The organism is Streptococcus periodonticum (assembly GCF_003963555.1).
GTDB lineage: Bacteria > Bacillota > Bacilli > Lactobacillales > Streptococcaceae > Streptococcus > Streptococcus anginosus.
Window position 1 is genome coordinate 1,240,918 of record NZ_CP034543.1, and the last position, 18,194, is coordinate 1,259,111.

Here is an 18,194-nt window from a genome sequence, read left to right on the forward strand (position 1 = left end):
AGAATAATCTTATTAATTTTCTTTATGTTTTTTCAAACCAAATAGACCAAAGCCTGCAAGGATCATTCCCAAAACAGACAATCCAATACTAGAAGCTGTACCTGTTTGTGGTAAAGCTGGGGCTGGTGTTTTTGGAGCTGGAGTTGGTTTCTTAGGTTGTGGTTTTTCTGGCTCTGGAGTGCTAGTCTTAACGGTGTTAGAAACAAGCTCATGACCATTCACCACATTTTTGTAGGTGTTTTCAAATGTTCCAGCTGAAATTCGTTTCATTTGAATCGCAGCATCTACATCAAATTCAGACGCATTATCTACCTTATCCAAGAAATCTTGTTTCATTGAAATTTCAACAATTCCTTTAGCTTTATCATATTTCAGCTCTGCATATTGTGACAAGTCTGTACCAGCTTTAATCACTGTACCGTCTTTCAATTTGATGTCAACAGCAGCCATTGCCTTATACTCACCTGTAAATTCATCACCTTTTTCGTCAAAGTCATCATAGAAACGATATTCTTTGAGGGCTTCTCCACGGTCAGATGGCAATTTAGCTCCATCTAAATAGTAATAGAATTTATCACCCAACTTAATCAATTTACCATCAAGATTTTGACCATCACCAAGTTTGTTATAAACTCGTTTTTGTACCTTCAATTCTGGTACATGATTAACTACCACATTTGAATAGTAACCATTGCCGAATTGCACTTGGAAAGTTTGGTTGGTATATTTTCCAGTAAAGCCTTTCTTGTTTTGCATTGGTGTATGGAAGTATAGATCCATACCAGTTTGCACATAAGCCTTGTAAAATTCTTCTGGTTTTTCGGCAACCCACATGTAGAACGCACCCTTTGGAGAAATACCTGAACGATCAATCATATCATTTAAGGCTTTAGAGAGTGTCTTACGATCTAAAACATGATACATCTTCAATCCATTCACAGCTTTGCCTTCAGCATCTTTCACTTGGAAACGACTTTCAAGCGGTGTGACAGCATCATCTTGATAATCCTCGATATAAGCAAAGCCTTTGGCAATCGCTTCTTTGCCAGATTTGTCGTTCTTGTTTGGACGATTCGTCCATTTTGATACATAGTAATTGACACCTTCTGGAAGCATTTCTTTGCCATCCACCAGTTTTCCAGCAGCATTGTAATTATGCTTCTCTGGCTTCAATGGATCCCGATTTGGATTTTTCGGATCATTTGGCTTGTTTGGATCTTGTTTACCTGGAGTGTGGATTAACACTTTATTTGATTTACGTGTATAACCACCCTTACTATGTCCTTCGTTTACAACCATTTCAAAGACATTTTCGTAATCTGCAGCGTCATTCTGAGGACGACCCCATACAGACAATGCACCTAATTGATATTCCTTCGCACGGTTTTTATTAACTGCATCAAGAATTTCTTTTTTAGCTGTAAAGCTCAAGAAATTCGTTTTTTCATTATAAACAACCTCATAGCCTTTATTCGCTTCTTTTGTCTTTTCCAAATCCACTTTAAATCCTTGTGGTAAGTGGTCATTAAAGACTAATTGAGTGATTGGCTTGCGCCCTACAGGTAACGTTTCTGTCTGCAAAGCAAAACGATTAAGCGAGTTTTTAGCAACGTATTGACCGTTAATATTCACCTTATCCGCATTTTCAACCGCTTTTGCAATTTGCGGACGAGTAGATAATTTATAATCATGAACGTGTACCGTTGGCACTACGGGAGCAGTTGGTTCTTTTTCTTTTGGCTTATAGATTGGAGTTGGTACACCATTCACTTTTACCAACGTTAATTTAACTTTTGGAGTTGGAACTGTTTTTTCCTTTTCAGGAGCAAACTTCTTCAACTCTTCTAATTTAGGTGTTGGAACTTCTTTCAACTTCTCAGGTGCAAAAGTTTTACGAGGTTTAATTTCTTTATAACGAGGTGCAGTTGGCACACCAGTCGCTTTAAAATCCGAATTAAAAGCAAACCATTCAGAAGTTATACCACTATATTGACCATTAGTATTTACTCCGAAAGTAAACTTGACTCGTTTATCTGTTGAAACTAGTCCAGCACCTTTATAGGCGTAAGGACTATCTTCACGATCCCAAGGCTGATCCAACCCTAAAGCATCTAAGTCTTCTAAATTTGATTTTGAATAAACTAAATCGCCATGACGACCAACCTTAGACCCATTAATTTGAACAAACTTATCATTTTTAGAAAGACGAACAAATTCTACGTGACTAGTTCCTTCGCCATAACTATTCATAGAAGCAACTGAGTAGAGAAATGGTTTATTAGCTTCTGGTAAGATTTCTTTTCCATCTTCACCAAAGAAACGAGCTTCTAATTCCATTTCAAAACCTTCTGCTCCTTTTAAAGTACCTGCTAAAATTGTAGAAGTTGGCGAGCCATCAAAATTCGCATTTACTTTACCATAAGTCGAATTAGCTGATTTTACCGTATAATGATACTCAACTGCTGTAATCTTCTTACCATTATAAAAAGCATCCAAATTTTCATAACGAACGACTGCAGTTTTCCCGACTGTTAATCGACCTAATACACTGCCATTTTCAGATGTAGCTTCTTCTTTCTTATGAACTACCATATCATCCCAATTTTTTGACAAAACATCAAAGACATTCCCGTTAGCAGCTTTTACTTTGTCCCAATACTTCTTTTGACTTATCAATTCCACACCAGTAATTGAAACCAATTTTGCTCGCTTGGTATTTTCCTTACCAAAAATTAAATACTTACTTACAATCTCTTTTGTATAACCCTCTTTGGTGCTATTAGCTTGAGCTTGGGCTTTTTCTTTTGCAACACGAGCATCTTCAGCTTGATTATGTTCTGCAACTTCCTTGTTAAATTTATCAATTTCCTTGTTTTCAGCATCTACTTTGGCTTGACCGGCTGCATTGCGTTTTTTGATTGCTTCATTTTCTGCTTCAACAGACTTTTTATTCGCTAACTGAGCTTGATTGCGCTTCGTAATTTCAGCGTTTTCAGCATCCACCTTAGCCTTATTTGCCGCATTTTGCTTACGAACGGTTTCATTGTACGCTTTCGCAGCTGCGATTTCCTTATCTTCCTTTATTTTTTCAGCTTGATAGGTTTCAGTAGCTTTTTTATTTTCAGCTTTTACTTGTTCAACAGCTTTGGTATAGGCATCATAAGAAGTTTTATTGGCATCCACTTTTACTTCTTTAGTCGTTTCCGTCACTTTGGCATCTGGAAACTCAGCTTTAATCTTAGCTTTCGCTTGTTCCACTGCTTGATTGGTTTGCGCTGCTTGTTGGCTAGCCTTGTCATGTGCTTCTTTCAAAGCTTTATTTTCTGCTTCAATTTGCGCATTCTTTTGTTTCGTTTCTTCAACTGCTTTAGCATGATCGGCTTTCGCTTTTTGATAATCCGCCGTTGTTTGTTCAACCGCAGCTTTTTGTTTTGCTTGATCTGCTGCAATTTCAGCTTGTGCCTTTTGCGTTTCAGCTAATGTATTTGTTGTACCCTTATCAACAGTTGTATCTTGTACAACTTTCACACCAGCTTGTTGGGCTTGGTTAGCTGCTTGATTAACTTGTGAATTATCTACTGTAACATTTACAGTTCCTTGTGCTTGATTCGCCTGAGCAATCGTTTGTTTAGCTGCTTGGGTTTGCGCAGGCTGACTAGCTTGCAAATTTGTAGCCGTATTCGGAGTAGTTGTTGCTTCATCTGCATAGCTTGTTTGCGCTGTTGCCACAGCTAAAGCAGCAAGTCCCAAAATAACTCCACAAGCACCATAAGCCTTGATTTTCCGAATTGATCCATACGTTTTTGTTTCATTTGATTTCATGTTTTAATTTTCTCCTTGTATTTTAAACTAATAATTAACATTTCCCATTTGATACACTAAATCACAGAGATGGTGCACGTGCCATCCGAAAATACATTAAATTCATGCTTTCTCCTTATTTCACTTCTTTTCGCTTCGTTCCCATAAAACTAAGACCAACTAAAAGTAATCCACCAATCGCACTCAAGATTGAGCCTTTTTCGCCAGTAGATGGAAGTGCTTTTTCAAAACGAGTTGAATAATTTACCTGAACTGGCTGAACAGTTGATTGACTTCCCACTGGTGATTGTGTAGCTTGTTTATGCATATTTTCATAAGAAACCAATTTACCAGTTTCATCAAAAACAGGAATAGCTTGACCGCCTGCTTTTTCAATGGCTACTTTTTGTTCCGCTAATTTTGCTTGACGTTGTGCTTCCAATTGAGCTTGATAAGTCTTCACAAGAACTTGATATTGGTTTGTCACCTCTGCTTGTTCAACTTTAAGTACAGTCAATTTAGCTTCTGCCTGCTTTAAAACTGCCTGCTTCTCAAAAAGAACTTGTTTAGCAGAGCGATAATCCATTTGTGCTTGTTTCAATATAGCTGGAGCTGCTTTCAACTGAGCAACAACTGCTTGTGCTTTCACAACATTTTCTTTTGCTTGTACTAATTCAGCAATCCGTTGTTTAACAAAACTTTTTGTTTTCATAAGAGTTGCTTGTTTAGCAACTAAAGTGGTTTCATCAGTAGAAAGAATCGCTTCAAGAGCTTTTAACTCCATTTGTTTTTGAGCTAATTCAGCTTTGGCTTGTGATAGAGCTGCTTGTTTCGCCTTAACATCTGCATTTAATTGCTTCACCGCTTCTTGCGCCGCTTTGTTTTCTGCTTCATCTGCTTTCAACGTTGCCTGTGCTTTTGTGAGAGTTGCTTCTGCCGCAGGAGTTAAAGGACTTTCAGCTTTCAAGCTATCTCGTTTAACTGTCACAAGCGCTAGCTTAGCCTTCGCTTTTTGATAGTCTGTTTCAGCTTTGGCTTTGTTCGCTTTGGCTTGTTCATCAGCCTTCTTAGCTAAATCATAAGCGCTTTGCGCCGCTTTTTGACGGACTAAGACTTCCTTACTATCAAATGGATTAGACAATGCTTTGGCGTCAAAGGTATTTGGTTGTGTAAGAGCCTTATCATACACAAAGAGGAAGTTGACTACTTGCCAGAAATCATCTTTATAAGAAGTACCAACCCCTAAATAAGCCTTCTTCACACCGCTTTCAGATAGTCCAGCTAGTGTTCCAGCGTGGAGAAATTCATTGTTTTCATTATCCTCTACACCTTCAAAAGCATTAAACATCAAGTTCAAGATGTTATTATAAATCAGTCGTTTTAACTCTCGTTGACTGATTTTCTGTTGTTTTCGAGCCGAACCAGAACCACCCATTAAGCCAATGCTTTCTTCTGTTCCACTAGTGATACCTACTTTAGCCAGTACTCGATCCAAATTTGCCCGATCATGACCTTTCACACCATTCGTTGCAGAAGTAGAAACATGTTCATTAACTGCTTCAGTTGCACCTTTAGACACTTCAACTTTCGCTGTCCCAAAGGCTGCACGAATTTGATTGAGTAAATCAGCCGCAAAGAGAGACATCTCTTCTCGAACTTCGGCTGGGAGATGATTCAAATCTAAGGTATCAAGATCACTATCATCTTGATTCGCTTTAAATTGATTCTGTTTAGCGAGTGCCTTTCCCATAGCAACTAATTTATCTGTTTGAGCTTTTAACTCTGCTTTGCTGTATTTAGTAAAGTTTTGATTATACTCTCGTAAAGCTGTAATGTAATCTTGCGAAAGCGTAATCGTATTGATCGCTTCAGCTTTATGATTGGCTTTTGTTAAATCAACTGTCGCCTTTTCTAAAGCTTCTGCTGTTTTACTTGCCATAGCAACCTTTTTATCTAAATCAGACTTAGAAGCACCTGTAGTTATTTGAGCTTGAAGCACTTCCTTATCAACATTTGCCAAATCACTAGCACGTTTTTGATCAACTTGTTTCGCTTCAACTAAATCTGCCTGTGCCTTTTGAACAGCCGCTTTATCTATATTCACCTTAGCTTGTGTTTGTTCAGCTTTTTCAATGATTTCTTTTGTACCTGTTCCGTCTAAGATCGCTTGTTTTTCTGCAACCTTTTCTTTGGCTTTACTTACTTCACCCTGTTTTGCCTTCACCGCTTCTTGTGCCTGTTTTGTAATCTTTTCTTGATTTGAAACAGACAATTGAGCTTGTGTTTGAGCTGCTTGACTTGCCGTCACAGCTTTCTCAGCATTTTCTACAGCCGTTTGCGTATTTTTCACCGTCTGTTCTGCTTTAGAAATATTTCCTGGTGTTGCTTCAGCAGCTACTTTCTCTGCTTGAGAAAGATTAGTTTGTGCAGTACTTGCTTTCTTTTCAGCTACCACCACTTCTTGCTTAGCTGCTGCAACAGTTGTTTCTTGGGCTTTTACCGCTCCATTTGCGGCAACTACTTTTGTTTGACTTACCGTCACATCTGCTTGAGTTACTTCTTTTTGAACCTGATCAACTTCAGTCTTTTGAGAATCTGCTTTTGATAATTCTTCTGCTTGAACTGCTTGTTGTCCTGCATTAAAAGCAGCAATTGTTGCAATAGTTGTTAAAATTGTTTTAGAAACTTGTTTCATAATGTGTTACTCCTATTTTTATTTCTTTATTTTTTATTATGAGTTCAATCTACTCATCTACTTCTCTTTCCTTTACACCTATCTGCTTTCAACAACAAAGAATACATTTCTTCATTCTTCAAAACAGATAGATGAGGACTCTATCTGTTAAGGTTTAACGATAGGTCGATGATAACCTTTGCCAGTTAATTGTAAAACAGACTTTTTTCCTCGTTTAATTCGTCTAGCAACAAGAATATTTCCTCGCTTGATTGTACGGATAGCCTGATAAATACTTGCATACTCCACAATCATTTCTACTAGTTCGAGTTTGCCATTTATATAACCCTTACGAGGAATCAAGCCGTATTTACTAGTCAACTTGACTTCTTCACCAGTATCAAGGCGTGCTGTTGCATCACCTTCACGACCTAATCGTCTTAAATCTGTGAGTGTAACCTCACTAGATGATATTTTAATTTGATTCATCTCGTCCTCCTTTAGTGTGAATCAAAGGCTGATTTACAGCCATGCCGAGTTAATGCCGTAGCATTTCTACTGTGTTTTTTATGCAGGATTAAAATTGTGGTCTAGAAAATCCCAGAAACCCCTTAGCCTTACGGGACAAGTCAACCGTGGCTTTACGTGATGCAGTCAGCGCTAGATATTTCTTTCTAGCTACACACCGCCCCTATTCTTCTTTTTATGCTTAGACTGCGCTAATCAGGACAGTGGGAGTATTCAATTGTCAAAGAACATTAAGCAGTTTTTTGACATGCTCAGGTCAAAATCTAGTAATACTATTTACATATCTGAAAACCAAAGCCCTAAGCCAATGATACAGCCAAAGAGAATAATGTGAACGTCAGTTAGCGCTAGTAAAAAGTAACTTAAAAACGAAGTATCGCCTTTTAAGAAACGATTGAGAATCGCTGCAAGAATCGCTAAGAATAGGGCACCAATTAACATTCGAAATGCTACATAAAGGAGACCTAAAGTTAGACTGATTGTAATTAAACAAATTCTTTCAAATAAGTTAGCTTGCATTCCATCAGATTTTACAAAATAGACTGTTTCTCCGTTTTCATTAGTTCTTTCAAACCTAATATCTTTAAAATTTTTAAACATATCAACTAACTCCTTGTAAATCTACTGTCTTTTTGTAAAAGTCACTTTTTTAACCCACCTTGGATTGATGGCAAATGGAGGGTTAGCAGAGGAAAAATTCATACTGGCTCCAGTTGATAAGGAATTACCAACCAATTGTTGTAATTCTTCTAGGTTGGATATAATTGAAATTGTTTCTGTTGTTTTATCATAATACTCAATCAACATCTCTAGTTCTTCTACTGGTTTAGGGGCTTCTCGCATTGCAGCCATTCTTTCTGATTTTCTATCATTTCCAAAAAGCACCATTGTTTTCTCCTTTTTCTTAATAAAATGGACTATCTTTATTTCTCTCAAGTTCTTGTTCACGGTATCCCATCTACATTCTCTTTTAAAACAACTCCAATTGCTTCTTCTGTTGAAAATTCATCCAAAGAACTTCTGTACGTGGCAAGCCATGTTCTGCAGTTGCCGGAAACTCTACTCTTTCCCAGTTTTTCAGCTGCTTATTGTATAAATCACTGTCATAACCACTCACCAAAATTTTAGCTTTCGATTGATTCAATATTTCTAATAACTCTTGATGATCCTGATCTTCCATCTCTACTGTATATTGTTTTCTTGTCCTCGTACTCAAAACATAAGGTGGATCAATATACATACAGACATTCTCACGATTATATTCTGAAATTAAATCCAAAGCCGGCCGGTTCTCAATCTGTACTTGTTTTAAGCGGATAGCTGCTTCTTGGATAATTTCAGGAAGTTCATTCCAATGCTTCACCGCATAAGCTCTTTCTCGACCGTTCACATCACGCTTCCAACCAGACTTTTCAAAATTGCGGAAGCCATGAGACATCAAAGAACGAATAATAAAATTAGCTGCTTTATCAACTTTATTATTAGGATTAGTTTCCCAAGCCCTGTTATAAACAGTCCGACTATAAGGTGTCAGAAAGAGTTTTTCGCTTAGCTCTTTAGGAGTTGCTTTAATTACCTGAAAAAGATTGACAACATCATCATTCAAATCATTTACCGTTTCAATACTGCTCAACTCTTTCGTAAATAATACTGCGCCACTTCCAAAATACGGTTCAAGATAACTTTTATGTTTAGGAAAGAAATCAACAATTCTCTTAGCTAGATTCCATTTACTACCTGGATAACGAAGAATAGTTTTCATTTTTCATTACCTCTTAAACTAGGGCGGCCTTTCCCGAATCCTCATATTTCATTTCAGCATTCCTATGAGCAATCATTTTCGCCTCTAACCTGCGTTCCTCTTTAAGATTTTCCAAACATTTCAGCAAATAAGCTAGGGGACTTTCCGAATCAATTGGAATCCGCTCGATTATATCTAACACTTCACCACTCGTCACATACCCATCTGAAAGATATTGTCCAATCATCATTTTTTGATAGTGGGTTAATTTATAATTTTGAAATTCACCTGTAAAAAGATCTAATTGCGTAAATTTCCCATTATACCTATCAGCAATCACTTGCAGGAGAGAATAATATTCTGGTTGGATATATTTCACAGATTCTTCTGGTGTAGATAAATCCATAGCTCCAGCAGGCGAGGAAATTTCTTTTGAAATTGGATTCGCCTTTCTAGACATAGAATTTCCATTATAATCAGTATCACTATTATCAGTATCATTAGGTTCTGGAAAATCGACTTCAAGACTTCTGATTTTCCGACTTCTGGAGTTCGGTTTTTCCGACTTCCGGACTTCTGATTTTCCGACTTCCGTTGATTTTACTGGCTTAAAGCCTGTGGATAACTCAATTTTAATCTTTCCTAGATATAAACGATTAGGTTTATTTAGTCCTTTCCGTTCTTCTTCTAAGAGTTCAAACTTGGCTAATTCTTTCTTTAGTTTGATAATTTTATCTTTACCCCAACCAGTCATTTCTTTTAACTCATCAATCGTAAAGATGAAATATACACAACCCTCTGAATCAATCCACTTATTTTTGATAGATAATTCTGCTCTATCTTTTAAAATTGCATAAAGAAACTTTGAATCTGAACTCATCTTCTTATATCTATCCAATTCAAATAATGCTTTAGGTAGACGATAAAAACGTTCACTATTCTCTACTTGTTCAACCGTTATTCTTTCCATATTTACCCCACAACTTTAATAGCCATGCCTTGACTTGAAATTTTAATCAACCCATAATCTGATAACTCTTGTAATGCTTTTTCTATTTCTAAATTTGTTAATCCAGTCTCTTGAACTAAATTTTTTACAAGTAACTGTTTAGTAACTGAGTATGATCTATTTTTCTTCATATCAACCTCCAATAACATAAAAAAGAGAACAATTTCTTGTTCTCTTGATTTATAAGATATTCAATTTTTCAAATTCTCAAAACTCTAGACACTTACACGCCTTTTTTATCAATTTATTCTTTGTCCAACTTGTAGTATGGTTGATTTGGTATAGAAGCTCCAATGCTTGATGCATAAATCCACTCCTTACCCTCCAACTGTGCAAAATTTTTAGCTTTTCCTGTTAGGATAACGCCTGAGAATTCTAATTTTTCTAAATCTTCTTTCTTAGACAAGTCTAGCTTACCAAATTTTTTCAAGTAGGTTTTAATGTCATCTGACGGAGTTGCATTATTGTAGCTACTTTTTCCAAATCCACTTTTAATATATTTCTTCAGATTATCCAAGAATCCATCTACATCCTTCATTTCAGAAAGTCTATCATTCAGTTTCTCTCCTTCTTTGAGATTTTTAATAGCTTCTTCTGCTTCCTTCTTGTGAACATATTCTTTTTGCGTTAGATAATCTGGACTTGTGCCATATAGATTGCTTGGTTGCCACCAACTTGGATCACCTATTGAATTTGTACCAATCCAATACCAATTGGTTTTAAGATTCTTAGGAATCATTGCTCGAATTTCTTTTAAACTATATGGTTTATCAAAAGTCAGAGCCACTTCTACCAGTTGATTTTTCATTTCTTTGATATAAGGAAGTTCTTGGGTTGGTTCATGGACAGGTTCTCCTTTCTCTTCTTTAGCTTTTTTATTGTAGAATTGTGGCACTTTTTGATTGTTTTCTATTTGAATAGTTGCTCCAGATTCCGTATATCTGCCAGAATTTGCATGAAAAAGAGTTCCTCGATCAATATTAAAAATTCCAAAATCTGTCTTGTATTCACCATAGTCTAGCGGAATCCCATAAATATCTTTAGCTTGTCTACCTTTAATACCACCGTGAAACATATCTCCACCATTAGCAGACCAGGTATACGTTTCAATATTAGGAAAGGCAACGCTTTCAACTAGTTGTACCTCATTGACTACCTTCCAAGCTTGGTTGCTGATGAGTTTTCCCGTAATCATACGAACACCAATATATATTCCCAAAAATACTACCACTACTGTTGTTGACCAGAGGATAATCCGCTTGGTATTTCGCTTTTTGCTCTTCTTCGCAACGATTTCAAATGTTTCCATGATGATATCCTTTCTTTTCCAAAACCTGTCGAAGTTTCTTTCGACTGCGCATGAGCTGAACTTTGACTTTGCTCTTAGAATAATGGAGTACTTCTGCTATTTCGCCTATTGAGAATCCTTGAAAATAATAAAGATCCAACATGATTTTATCCTGTGTGGGCAACTTTTCTACTTCCTCCATGAGAAAGTCATAATCTGCTCCTTCAACAATCAATTGATTTTCCTTTGTAAAAAAATCTCGTCGCAGGATTTCCATATAATGCTTATCGCGCCGGTATTTATCAATATAGCGGCGAATAGACACACGATACATCCAAGCTCGCATTTTTTGAGCAGGGATGACAAAATCAGACTCTAGCATTTTGATAAAAACATCTTGAACAACATCTTCTGCTTGCTCTTTTAGAACGCCTGAGCCTTGCAGATAATAGACGATTTCTTTCGCAAAGGTAATCAAGACTTTTTCATAATCATCTAGTTTGATATCATCATCCCCCTTCTTTCACCAGTATAACGAATTGGAAGCGTTTTGGGTTACAAAAATATAAAAAAATCGGAAATAATCCGATCTTTCATTCTTCATCAGCCTGAGTTTCTCAGTCCTGTCGCAATTCCGTTGATTGTGATGTGAATCAACCTTTCTTCGTCAGGAGATAACTCCCCACGGCGTTGGCGTTTGATGAGTTCTAGCTGAATGTAATTCAAAATGTTAAAGTAACGCATGCGGTACTCTAAACTGTCTCGCAAATAGGGATTTTCCTCTAACAGGTCATCATAATCTTCAATAGCAAGAATAACATTCTTGGTTAATTGCCACTCATCCAAAATTGAATAATAAATTTCTTGTACTTCTTTATCTTCACACAATTGAGCATATTCAAAGGCGATATTCATATTCGACTTTGATAACACCATGTCTACATTGGACAAAAGCGATTGGAAGAAAGGCCAATTTTTATACATCTTTCTCAAGAAAGCAAGATTTTCTTCTGGATTTTCATCAATAAATTCTTTAAAGCTAGATCCAACACCATACCAACCAGGGAACATTACCCGACTTTGCGACCATGAAAAGACCCACGGAATGGCACGCAAGCCACCGATTTCGGTAATTGTTTTACGCGCAGCCGGTCTTGAACCAATATTAAAACTAGAAATAGCTTTAATCGGGCTTGATTCAAAGAAATAATCATAAAAATGCTCATTGCCAAAAACCAGGTCACGATAAATTTGATAACTCCGTTTTACTACTTGATCCATAATATATTCATAACGATTTGAAGTGTTGGTATCACTTTTTTTCTTAGTAATCATACGGTTAATCGTTGCCGAAACCAGCATTTCTAAATTGTAATAAGCAGCGTCTTTATTTCCGTATTTATTGCCAATGACTTCTCCTTGCTCTGTCAAGCGAATCCGGTCATTGATACTACGGAGAGGCTGAGAGGTAATGGCTTCATAAGTAGGTCCGCCACCACGACCAACCGTTCCACCACGACCGTGGAAAAAGGTGATTTTCACACCAAATTCATCTCCGATAGCAGTCAATTGCTGTTGAGCTTTATAAAGAGTCCAGCAAGATGATAAGTAACCACCGTCTTTATTGCTGTCTGAATAGCCCAGCATGATTTCTTGATAGTTGTTATTGGAGGCAATCCATTTCTGAGCGATTGGAAGAGATAAGTATTTCTTCATCGTGTCATAGGAATTATCCAAGTCTTCAATGGTTTCAAAGAGTGGCACAATCTGTACACGCGCAAATTCTTTATCAATGAGACCAACTTCCTTGTGCATAACAGCCAACTCTAAAAGGTCAGACACGCTCGTAGCATGAGAAATAATGGTTTGTTTAATGACAGCATCTCCTAGCTTATCTTTCAACTCACGCGCCGTTTGAAAAATCTCTAATTCTTTTTGTAAAAGGGCTGATTTTTTAGTGTGTGTTGCAGAGAGAATCCGCGGGTCATAGAGAAGTTCATTTAGCAGAACGTGACATTTTTCGTCTTCAGAAAGCTCGCTATAATGCTCCACAATTCCTGCGCTCGCTAATAACTCCGCAACGCAGGCTTCATGAACACTGGAATCTTGACGCATATCAATGGAAGCAAGGTAAAAACCGAATACTTCTACCGCTTGAAGCAACTCAGTAAACTCACCAGAAATCATTGCTTCGCCTTTATTTTCAAGAAGAGACTGCTTGATAGCTAGTAAATCATGTTTAAATTCCTCAATTTTGTGGTAATGTGGCTCTGTTTTTATCTGATCAATAAAGTAAGTCTTTGTATTTTTTAGTTTTGTTTGAATGTAGTAGAAAGCACGGCGATACAATTCTTTTTCGCGGTAAATAGAATTATCTTCTGACAGATAAGCCATTTCCTGCACCGCTTCACTGACTTTTACGATACCTGTTGACAAAGAAAATTCACGGTACAAATTAGCAACTTTCGTATCGTAATAGTTCATAATCACTTCACATTGGGTCAAAGCGGATTTTTTCAACGTTTCAGATGTGACATACGGATTTCCATCTCGGTCGCCACCAATCCACATTCCCATTGTAATAGGGGTAGGATTTTTCAGGTCAATCCCGTGCTGTTTGGCTAAGCGCTTGTATTCTTCTGTTAAATTAGTCACCGCCTGCAAGAAAGAGCTATTGTAGTATTCCATCACATTGGTGATTTCATTGGTCACTTTTAATTTCTTCTCACGAATCATATCTGTTCGCATGATAATTTCGATATATCGACGAAGATTATTGTGCCATTTTTGCTCATTGAGCAAGCCCATTCGCACATCGCGGTATTTACGCAACAAGACGTGAATATGATTGGTCAAATCCAGCATAGTCGTTCGTTGCACTTGAGTTGGATGAGCTGTTAAAACAGGGACCACATTCAAATGCTCCAAAATTTCAGCAGCGTTTTCCTTTTCAGCAACCAAATCAATCGTTGTGGATAATTTCCCAAGATAATCTTGCCCCACATTATTTTGATAGTTAATCTCAAAAGCCAAATCCACATCTTCTGAAATATTGATTAAAAGAGGCAGGATTGAAAAATAACGAGAAATATAAGACATTTCCTTGTTCGATAGACTTTGAACAATCTCATTTAACCCTTCATAATTTCCAGCTGCTGCTAATTCTTTTAAAGCAATGATTTTTTCAAAGGTTTCAGGACTCAGCATATTTTTTGTAACTTCTTCTAATAAGTCCGTCAGAATCGTAACTTCTTCTTTGATAACTTCTTTATTGTTGTAATTTTCTAATTTTTGAAGTGACATAATCTACACCTTTCAATAAGCTTTTGCTCAATCTAACGTTAGCGAATAATTCTTAAACCGTGATTGGTTTCTTCGATTTCTCTATACAAACTTTCTCGTTTTTCATTGGCATCAATGTTTAAAACAAAAGCAATCGCTACGGATAATACTAACAAACTATTTCCACCTTGTGATAAGAATGGGAAGGTGACACCCGTCGAAGGAATCAAACCGGAAATTCCTCCAATATTGACAAACGTTTGTGTCAGTAACATTCCACCGACACCAAGAGCCATCATAGAATTAAATGGATCTTTCGCTCGAATTCCCACAAGGATAATCCGCAAAATAAGGAAAAACAAGAGGGCTAAAATCAAGCTGGCACCGATAAATCCAAATTCTTCAATAACAATGGAAAAGACGAAGTCTGTCTGTGCTTCTGGCAAATAACCACGTTTTTCGATAGAATTTCCTAATCCTAAGCCAAACCAACCGCCATTGCTCATGGCGTAATAGGAATTAGCTAGCTGGTGACCTGCGCCTGATAAATCTTTAAAAGGATTAAAAAAGGCACTAAATCGTTTTGCTACATAGCCAAACACAGGAACCTTAGCAACTTTTTCCACACCAATCAACCAGATGCCTGCTAAAACCGCTGTGGAAAGAGTGACCAATATCCCAAGAAGAGTTGAAAACCAGCGATAACCGATCCCACTAACCGTTACCATGATTAAGGTCGTCAGCAAAAGAATGGTCGCATTCCCCAAGTCAGGCAGCGCTGCTACGATTCCAATTAGCACAACGACTAGGATTCGCCAGTCGTTCAGTGCGCGTGGAATCAGTTGATTTCGTGTTAAAGCCTGATAGTCATACGTTGCGATTTCATCTTGCTGATGAGAAAACCGCTGTGCTAAAAACCAAATCAGAATAATTTTTAAATACTCAGCCGGCTGGAGACTAATCGGACCAAATCGTAACCAACCATGTGCACCATTGATTCGGGCACCAAGGAAGCGAGATAAAATTAAAAGCAAGATTTCCACAAAAATAACAATGACAATCAGTCGATTGTCTTTTAAGAAATCTAACTTTATTTTGTAAATTAAAGCAATGGCAAGTAAGCTGATTACCCAGAAAATTCCTTGATTTAAAACAGATCTGAGCGAATTTGCTCCTACCTGTACTAAAGTGGCACTTGACGTTGAATAAACAACTATCAATCCCAAAATAGATAAAATCAAATAAGGAATCAAAATGGAATAATTCAGCAGGTGGCGTTTATCAATTTTCATAGTTCACCTAATATTATTAAATTTTCACCGAACATTATACCACTTTTCAGGGTAAAAAAAAAGTATTTGACGAACGGTATTTTTTAAATCCTTGCAGTATCTAGGCTAAACTTTAACTAAAAAAAGAACAATAAGCTGAGTTTATGAATAGGATTTATAAGCATTCTTCACCATTATGTCCAATAAACCGCTTTCTTTAATATTTCAATTTGATGACAAATACTTATTTTCTACTAGTTTATTTTGCTTTTTATCTGACTTTACGTTAAAATGAAATTATATGAGAAAGAGGATTAAACCGCTTGTTGTCTTTGTTTTCTTTGTTAGCTTCATTGCGATTATTTTAGGAGCGAAGCATTATTCAGAAAACAAGGAAACTAAACAGCAAAAGGACGCTATTACACAAACATCAGCTGCTTCTCAGTCAACTGATACTTCAGATTCCGATGAAGCAGACAAAGCCTATAAACCAATCATTGACTTGTCCGGCTGGCAATTGCCAAGTGATATTAACTATGACGTACTAGCAAAAAATGTTTCTGGCGCCATTATACGCGTGCATAGCGGAGCACAAGCAAAAAAAGAAAATGCAGCTACACACTTAAACGGAATTGATAAATCCTATCAACGCCACATAGAAGAATTTCAAAAACGAAATATTCCTGTCGCTGTCTATGCTTATGTGGCAGGTAGCAACAAGAAAGAAATGCAAAAAGCTGCCGAAAGTTTTTATAAAGCTGCTTCAAAATACAAACCGACCTACTACTGGCTAGATGTTGAAGAAAAAACTATGGAGAACATGAATGCTGGTGTTGAAGCTTTTCGCGCTAAGTTAGCATCATTGGGTGCTAAGAACATCGGGATTTATGTCGGAACCTATTTCCTTGAAGAACACAGTATCTCAACTAAGAAATTCACAGCTATTTGGATTCCAACTTACGGCTATAATGACGGTTATTACAACACTGCCCCTAAGACAGACTTAAAATACGATTTACATCAATACACATCACAAGGCTCAATTGGTGGTTTTGCACATGATGTCGATCTTAATCAGCTATCTCCTTTAAAAAATCAGACAAAAACATTTAAAAAATTATTTGGTAATGGAAAATAATAACTCTGTAATAGTTTGAATCGAAAACTTTGCAGAGTTTTTCTTTTCTTCTCGTCTAGTTATCACTACTTTCTTGTTTCTAAATATGTTATAATGACTAACAAAGAAAAGTTTAGGGAGTAATGAATGATTTCTTGGTTAATCAGAATTTTTAAGGGAATTGTCATCGCGCTAGGATTTATTCTCCCTGGGGTATCTGGTGGAGTTTTAGCCACTATTTTGGGGATTTACGAGCGGATGATTTATTTTTTAGCGCATATAAAAGAGAATTTTCGTGAAAATGTACTTTATTTTTTACCTGTTGGTATTGGAATGGTTTTAGGGATTGCACTATTTTCCCTGCCAGTTGAATATCTCTTAGAGCATTATAAAATCATTGTTTTATGGGGATTTGCAGGAGCGATTATCGGTACAATTCCAAGTTTACTAAAGGAATCTACCAGAGAATCTGATCGCGACCGAACTGATGTTATTTGGTTCGTAGCCACTTTTTTCATCTCTGGGATTTGCCTTTATTTCCTCAATAGTTTAGTCGGAACATTGCCAGCAAATTTCTTGACTTTTATTTTAGCTGGCGCCCTTATCGCACTGGGAATTCTCGTTCCAGGATTAAGTCCTTCAAATTTGCTCTTGATTTTGGGTCTGTATTCCCCGATGCTAATTGGTTTTAAATCTTTAGATATTTTGGGAACCTTTTTACCAATCGGAATCGGCTGTCTCCTCGCACTTGTGATTTTTTCCAAGTCTATGCACTATGCTTTGGAAAATTATCATTCTCAAGTGTACCATTTTATCATTGGGATTGTCTTATCTAGTACTGTTCTCATCTTGGTACCAAACCCTGGAAATAGCGAAAGTATTCATTATGCTAATACTTCTATCATCACCTTTGTTACGGCTGCGTTCTTCTTTGGATTAGGAACTTGGCTGGGCGCTTGGATGAGCCAATTGGAGGAAGAGTATAAATAATGGCTAAAAAAACAAAAATTAAGAAAACCTTAGTAGAACAAATTTTGACAAAAGCAAAAATTCCTCACAAAGGCATCCAAATCAATGCTTTAGAAGGACAATTGCCCAAAGGAATAGAGCGCTCACAGATTTACAAAACATTGGCTCTAACAGGCGATAAAACAGGGACAATTATTGGGATTTTGCCCATAACAGAACATCTAGCTGAAAAAAAGCTGGCCAAAATATCTGGTAACAAAAAAGTCAGCATGATTCCACAAAAAGATTTAGAAAAGACGACTGGCTACATTCACGGAGCAAATAATCCTGTCGGCATTCGTCAAAAACACCACTTTCCTATTTACATTGACAATTCAGCTTTAACAGACGAGACTATTATCGTATCGGCTGGAGAATTAGGACACAGTATTGAAATTAACGCAGAGGATTTAGCCCATTTTGTCGAGGCGACCTTTGCAGATTTAAAAGAGGATTCAAAATAGAAAGGAACCTG

The 18,194-nt window shown here is 37.0% G+C and carries 15 protein-coding genes; 3 read left to right on the top strand and 12 right to left on the bottom strand.

Annotated features, from left to right (window positions below):
* Positions 1-12: 12 nt before the first annotated feature.
* From EHW89_RS06045 to ftsW, 12 genes are all read right to left on the bottom strand, one after another.
* The gene (locus tag EHW89_RS06045) at positions 13-3,822 is read right to left on the bottom strand and encodes an SspB-related isopeptide-forming adhesin (RefSeq protein ID WP_126467319.1); all 3,810 of its coding nucleotides are present in this window, start codon (positions 3,820-3,822) and stop codon (positions 13-15) included.
* A 115-nt stretch (positions 3,823-3,937) separates the two neighbouring features.
* Complete coding sequence (locus EHW89_RS06050) at positions 3,938-6,496, bottom strand: SEC10/PgrA surface exclusion domain-containing protein (protein ID WP_126467321.1); 2,559 nt, start codon at positions 6,494-6,496, stop codon at positions 3,938-3,940.
* A gap of 147 nt (positions 6,497-6,643) precedes the next feature.
* A complete protein-coding gene (locus tag EHW89_RS06055) occupies positions 6,644-6,964 on the bottom strand; it encodes a hypothetical protein (protein ID WP_003042818.1) in 321 nt (106 codons plus the stop codon).
* Between the two features lie 315 nt (positions 6,965-7,279).
* The gene (locus EHW89_RS06060) at positions 7,280-7,603 is read right to left on the bottom strand and encodes a hypothetical protein (RefSeq protein WP_126467323.1); all 324 of its coding nucleotides are present in this window, start codon (positions 7,601-7,603) and stop codon (positions 7,280-7,282) included.
* Between the two features lie 21 nt (positions 7,604-7,624).
* Positions 7,625-7,891: a hypothetical protein gene (locus EHW89_RS06065; RefSeq protein ID WP_059220915.1), complete on the bottom strand. Its 267-nt coding sequence runs from the start codon at positions 7,889-7,891 to the stop codon at positions 7,625-7,627.
* A gap of 82 nt (positions 7,892-7,973) precedes the next feature.
* A complete protein-coding gene (locus EHW89_RS06070) occupies positions 7,974-8,765 on the bottom strand; it encodes a DNA adenine methylase (RefSeq protein WP_126467325.1) in 792 nt (263 codons plus the stop codon).
* Positions 8,766-8,778: 13 nt separating this feature from the next.
* The gene (locus EHW89_RS06075) at positions 8,779-9,714 is read right to left on the bottom strand and encodes a replication initiator protein A (protein WP_126467327.1); all 936 of its coding nucleotides are present in this window, start codon (positions 9,712-9,714) and stop codon (positions 8,779-8,781) included.
* 2 nt (positions 9,715-9,716) lie between these two features.
* Entirely contained in the window at positions 9,717-9,884 is a 168-nt protein-coding gene (locus EHW89_RS09365; RefSeq protein WP_155589713.1) for a hypothetical protein, read from the bottom strand.
* 113 nt (positions 9,885-9,997) lie between these two features.
* Positions 9,998-11,062, bottom strand: a complete 1,065-nt coding sequence (locus EHW89_RS06080; protein ID WP_126467329.1) for an anti sigma factor C-terminal domain-containing protein — start codon at positions 11,060-11,062, stop codon at positions 9,998-10,000.
* Positions 11,049-11,519 (bottom strand): RNA polymerase sigma factor, encoded by a 471-nt coding sequence (locus EHW89_RS06085; protein WP_126467331.1) that lies wholly within the window; start codon positions 11,517-11,519, stop codon positions 11,049-11,051. Before EHW89_RS06085 ends, EHW89_RS06080 begins: the two co-directional genes overlap by 14 nt.
* Positions 11,520-11,644: 125 nt before the next feature.
* Positions 11,645-14,344 carry a phosphoenolpyruvate carboxylase gene (gene ppc, locus EHW89_RS06090; protein WP_126467333.1) on the bottom strand — a complete coding sequence of 900 codons (2,700 nt, stop codon included), beginning with the start codon at positions 14,342-14,344 and terminating at the stop codon, positions 11,645-11,647.
* A 38-nt stretch (positions 14,345-14,382) separates the two neighbouring features.
* Positions 14,383-15,615: a cell division peptidoglycan polymerase FtsW gene (ftsW, locus tag EHW89_RS06095; protein WP_126467335.1), complete on the bottom strand. Its 1,233-nt coding sequence runs from the start codon at positions 15,613-15,615 to the stop codon at positions 14,383-14,385.
* Between the two features lie 280 nt (positions 15,616-15,895).
* Here ftsW and EHW89_RS06100 point away from each other — a divergent pair, with 280 nt between their 5' ends.
* The 3 genes from EHW89_RS06100 (at position 15,896) to EHW89_RS06110 (ending at position 18,183) form a co-directional block, all read left to right on the top strand.
* Positions 15,896-16,732 carry a glycoside hydrolase family 25 protein gene (locus EHW89_RS06100; RefSeq protein ID WP_126467337.1) on the top strand — a complete coding sequence of 279 codons (837 nt, stop codon included), beginning with the start codon at positions 15,896-15,898 and terminating at the stop codon, positions 16,730-16,732.
* Between the two features lie 126 nt (positions 16,733-16,858).
* Entirely contained in the window at positions 16,859-17,701 is an 843-nt protein-coding gene (locus tag EHW89_RS06105) for a DUF368 domain-containing protein (RefSeq protein ID WP_126467339.1), read from the top strand.
* Positions 17,701-18,183, top strand: coding sequence for an aminoacyl-tRNA deacylase (locus tag EHW89_RS06110; RefSeq protein ID WP_126467342.1), 483 nt, complete (start codon positions 17,701-17,703; stop codon positions 18,181-18,183). Before EHW89_RS06105 ends, EHW89_RS06110 begins: the two co-directional genes overlap by 1 nt.
* Positions 18,184-18,194 lie beyond the last annotated feature (11 nt).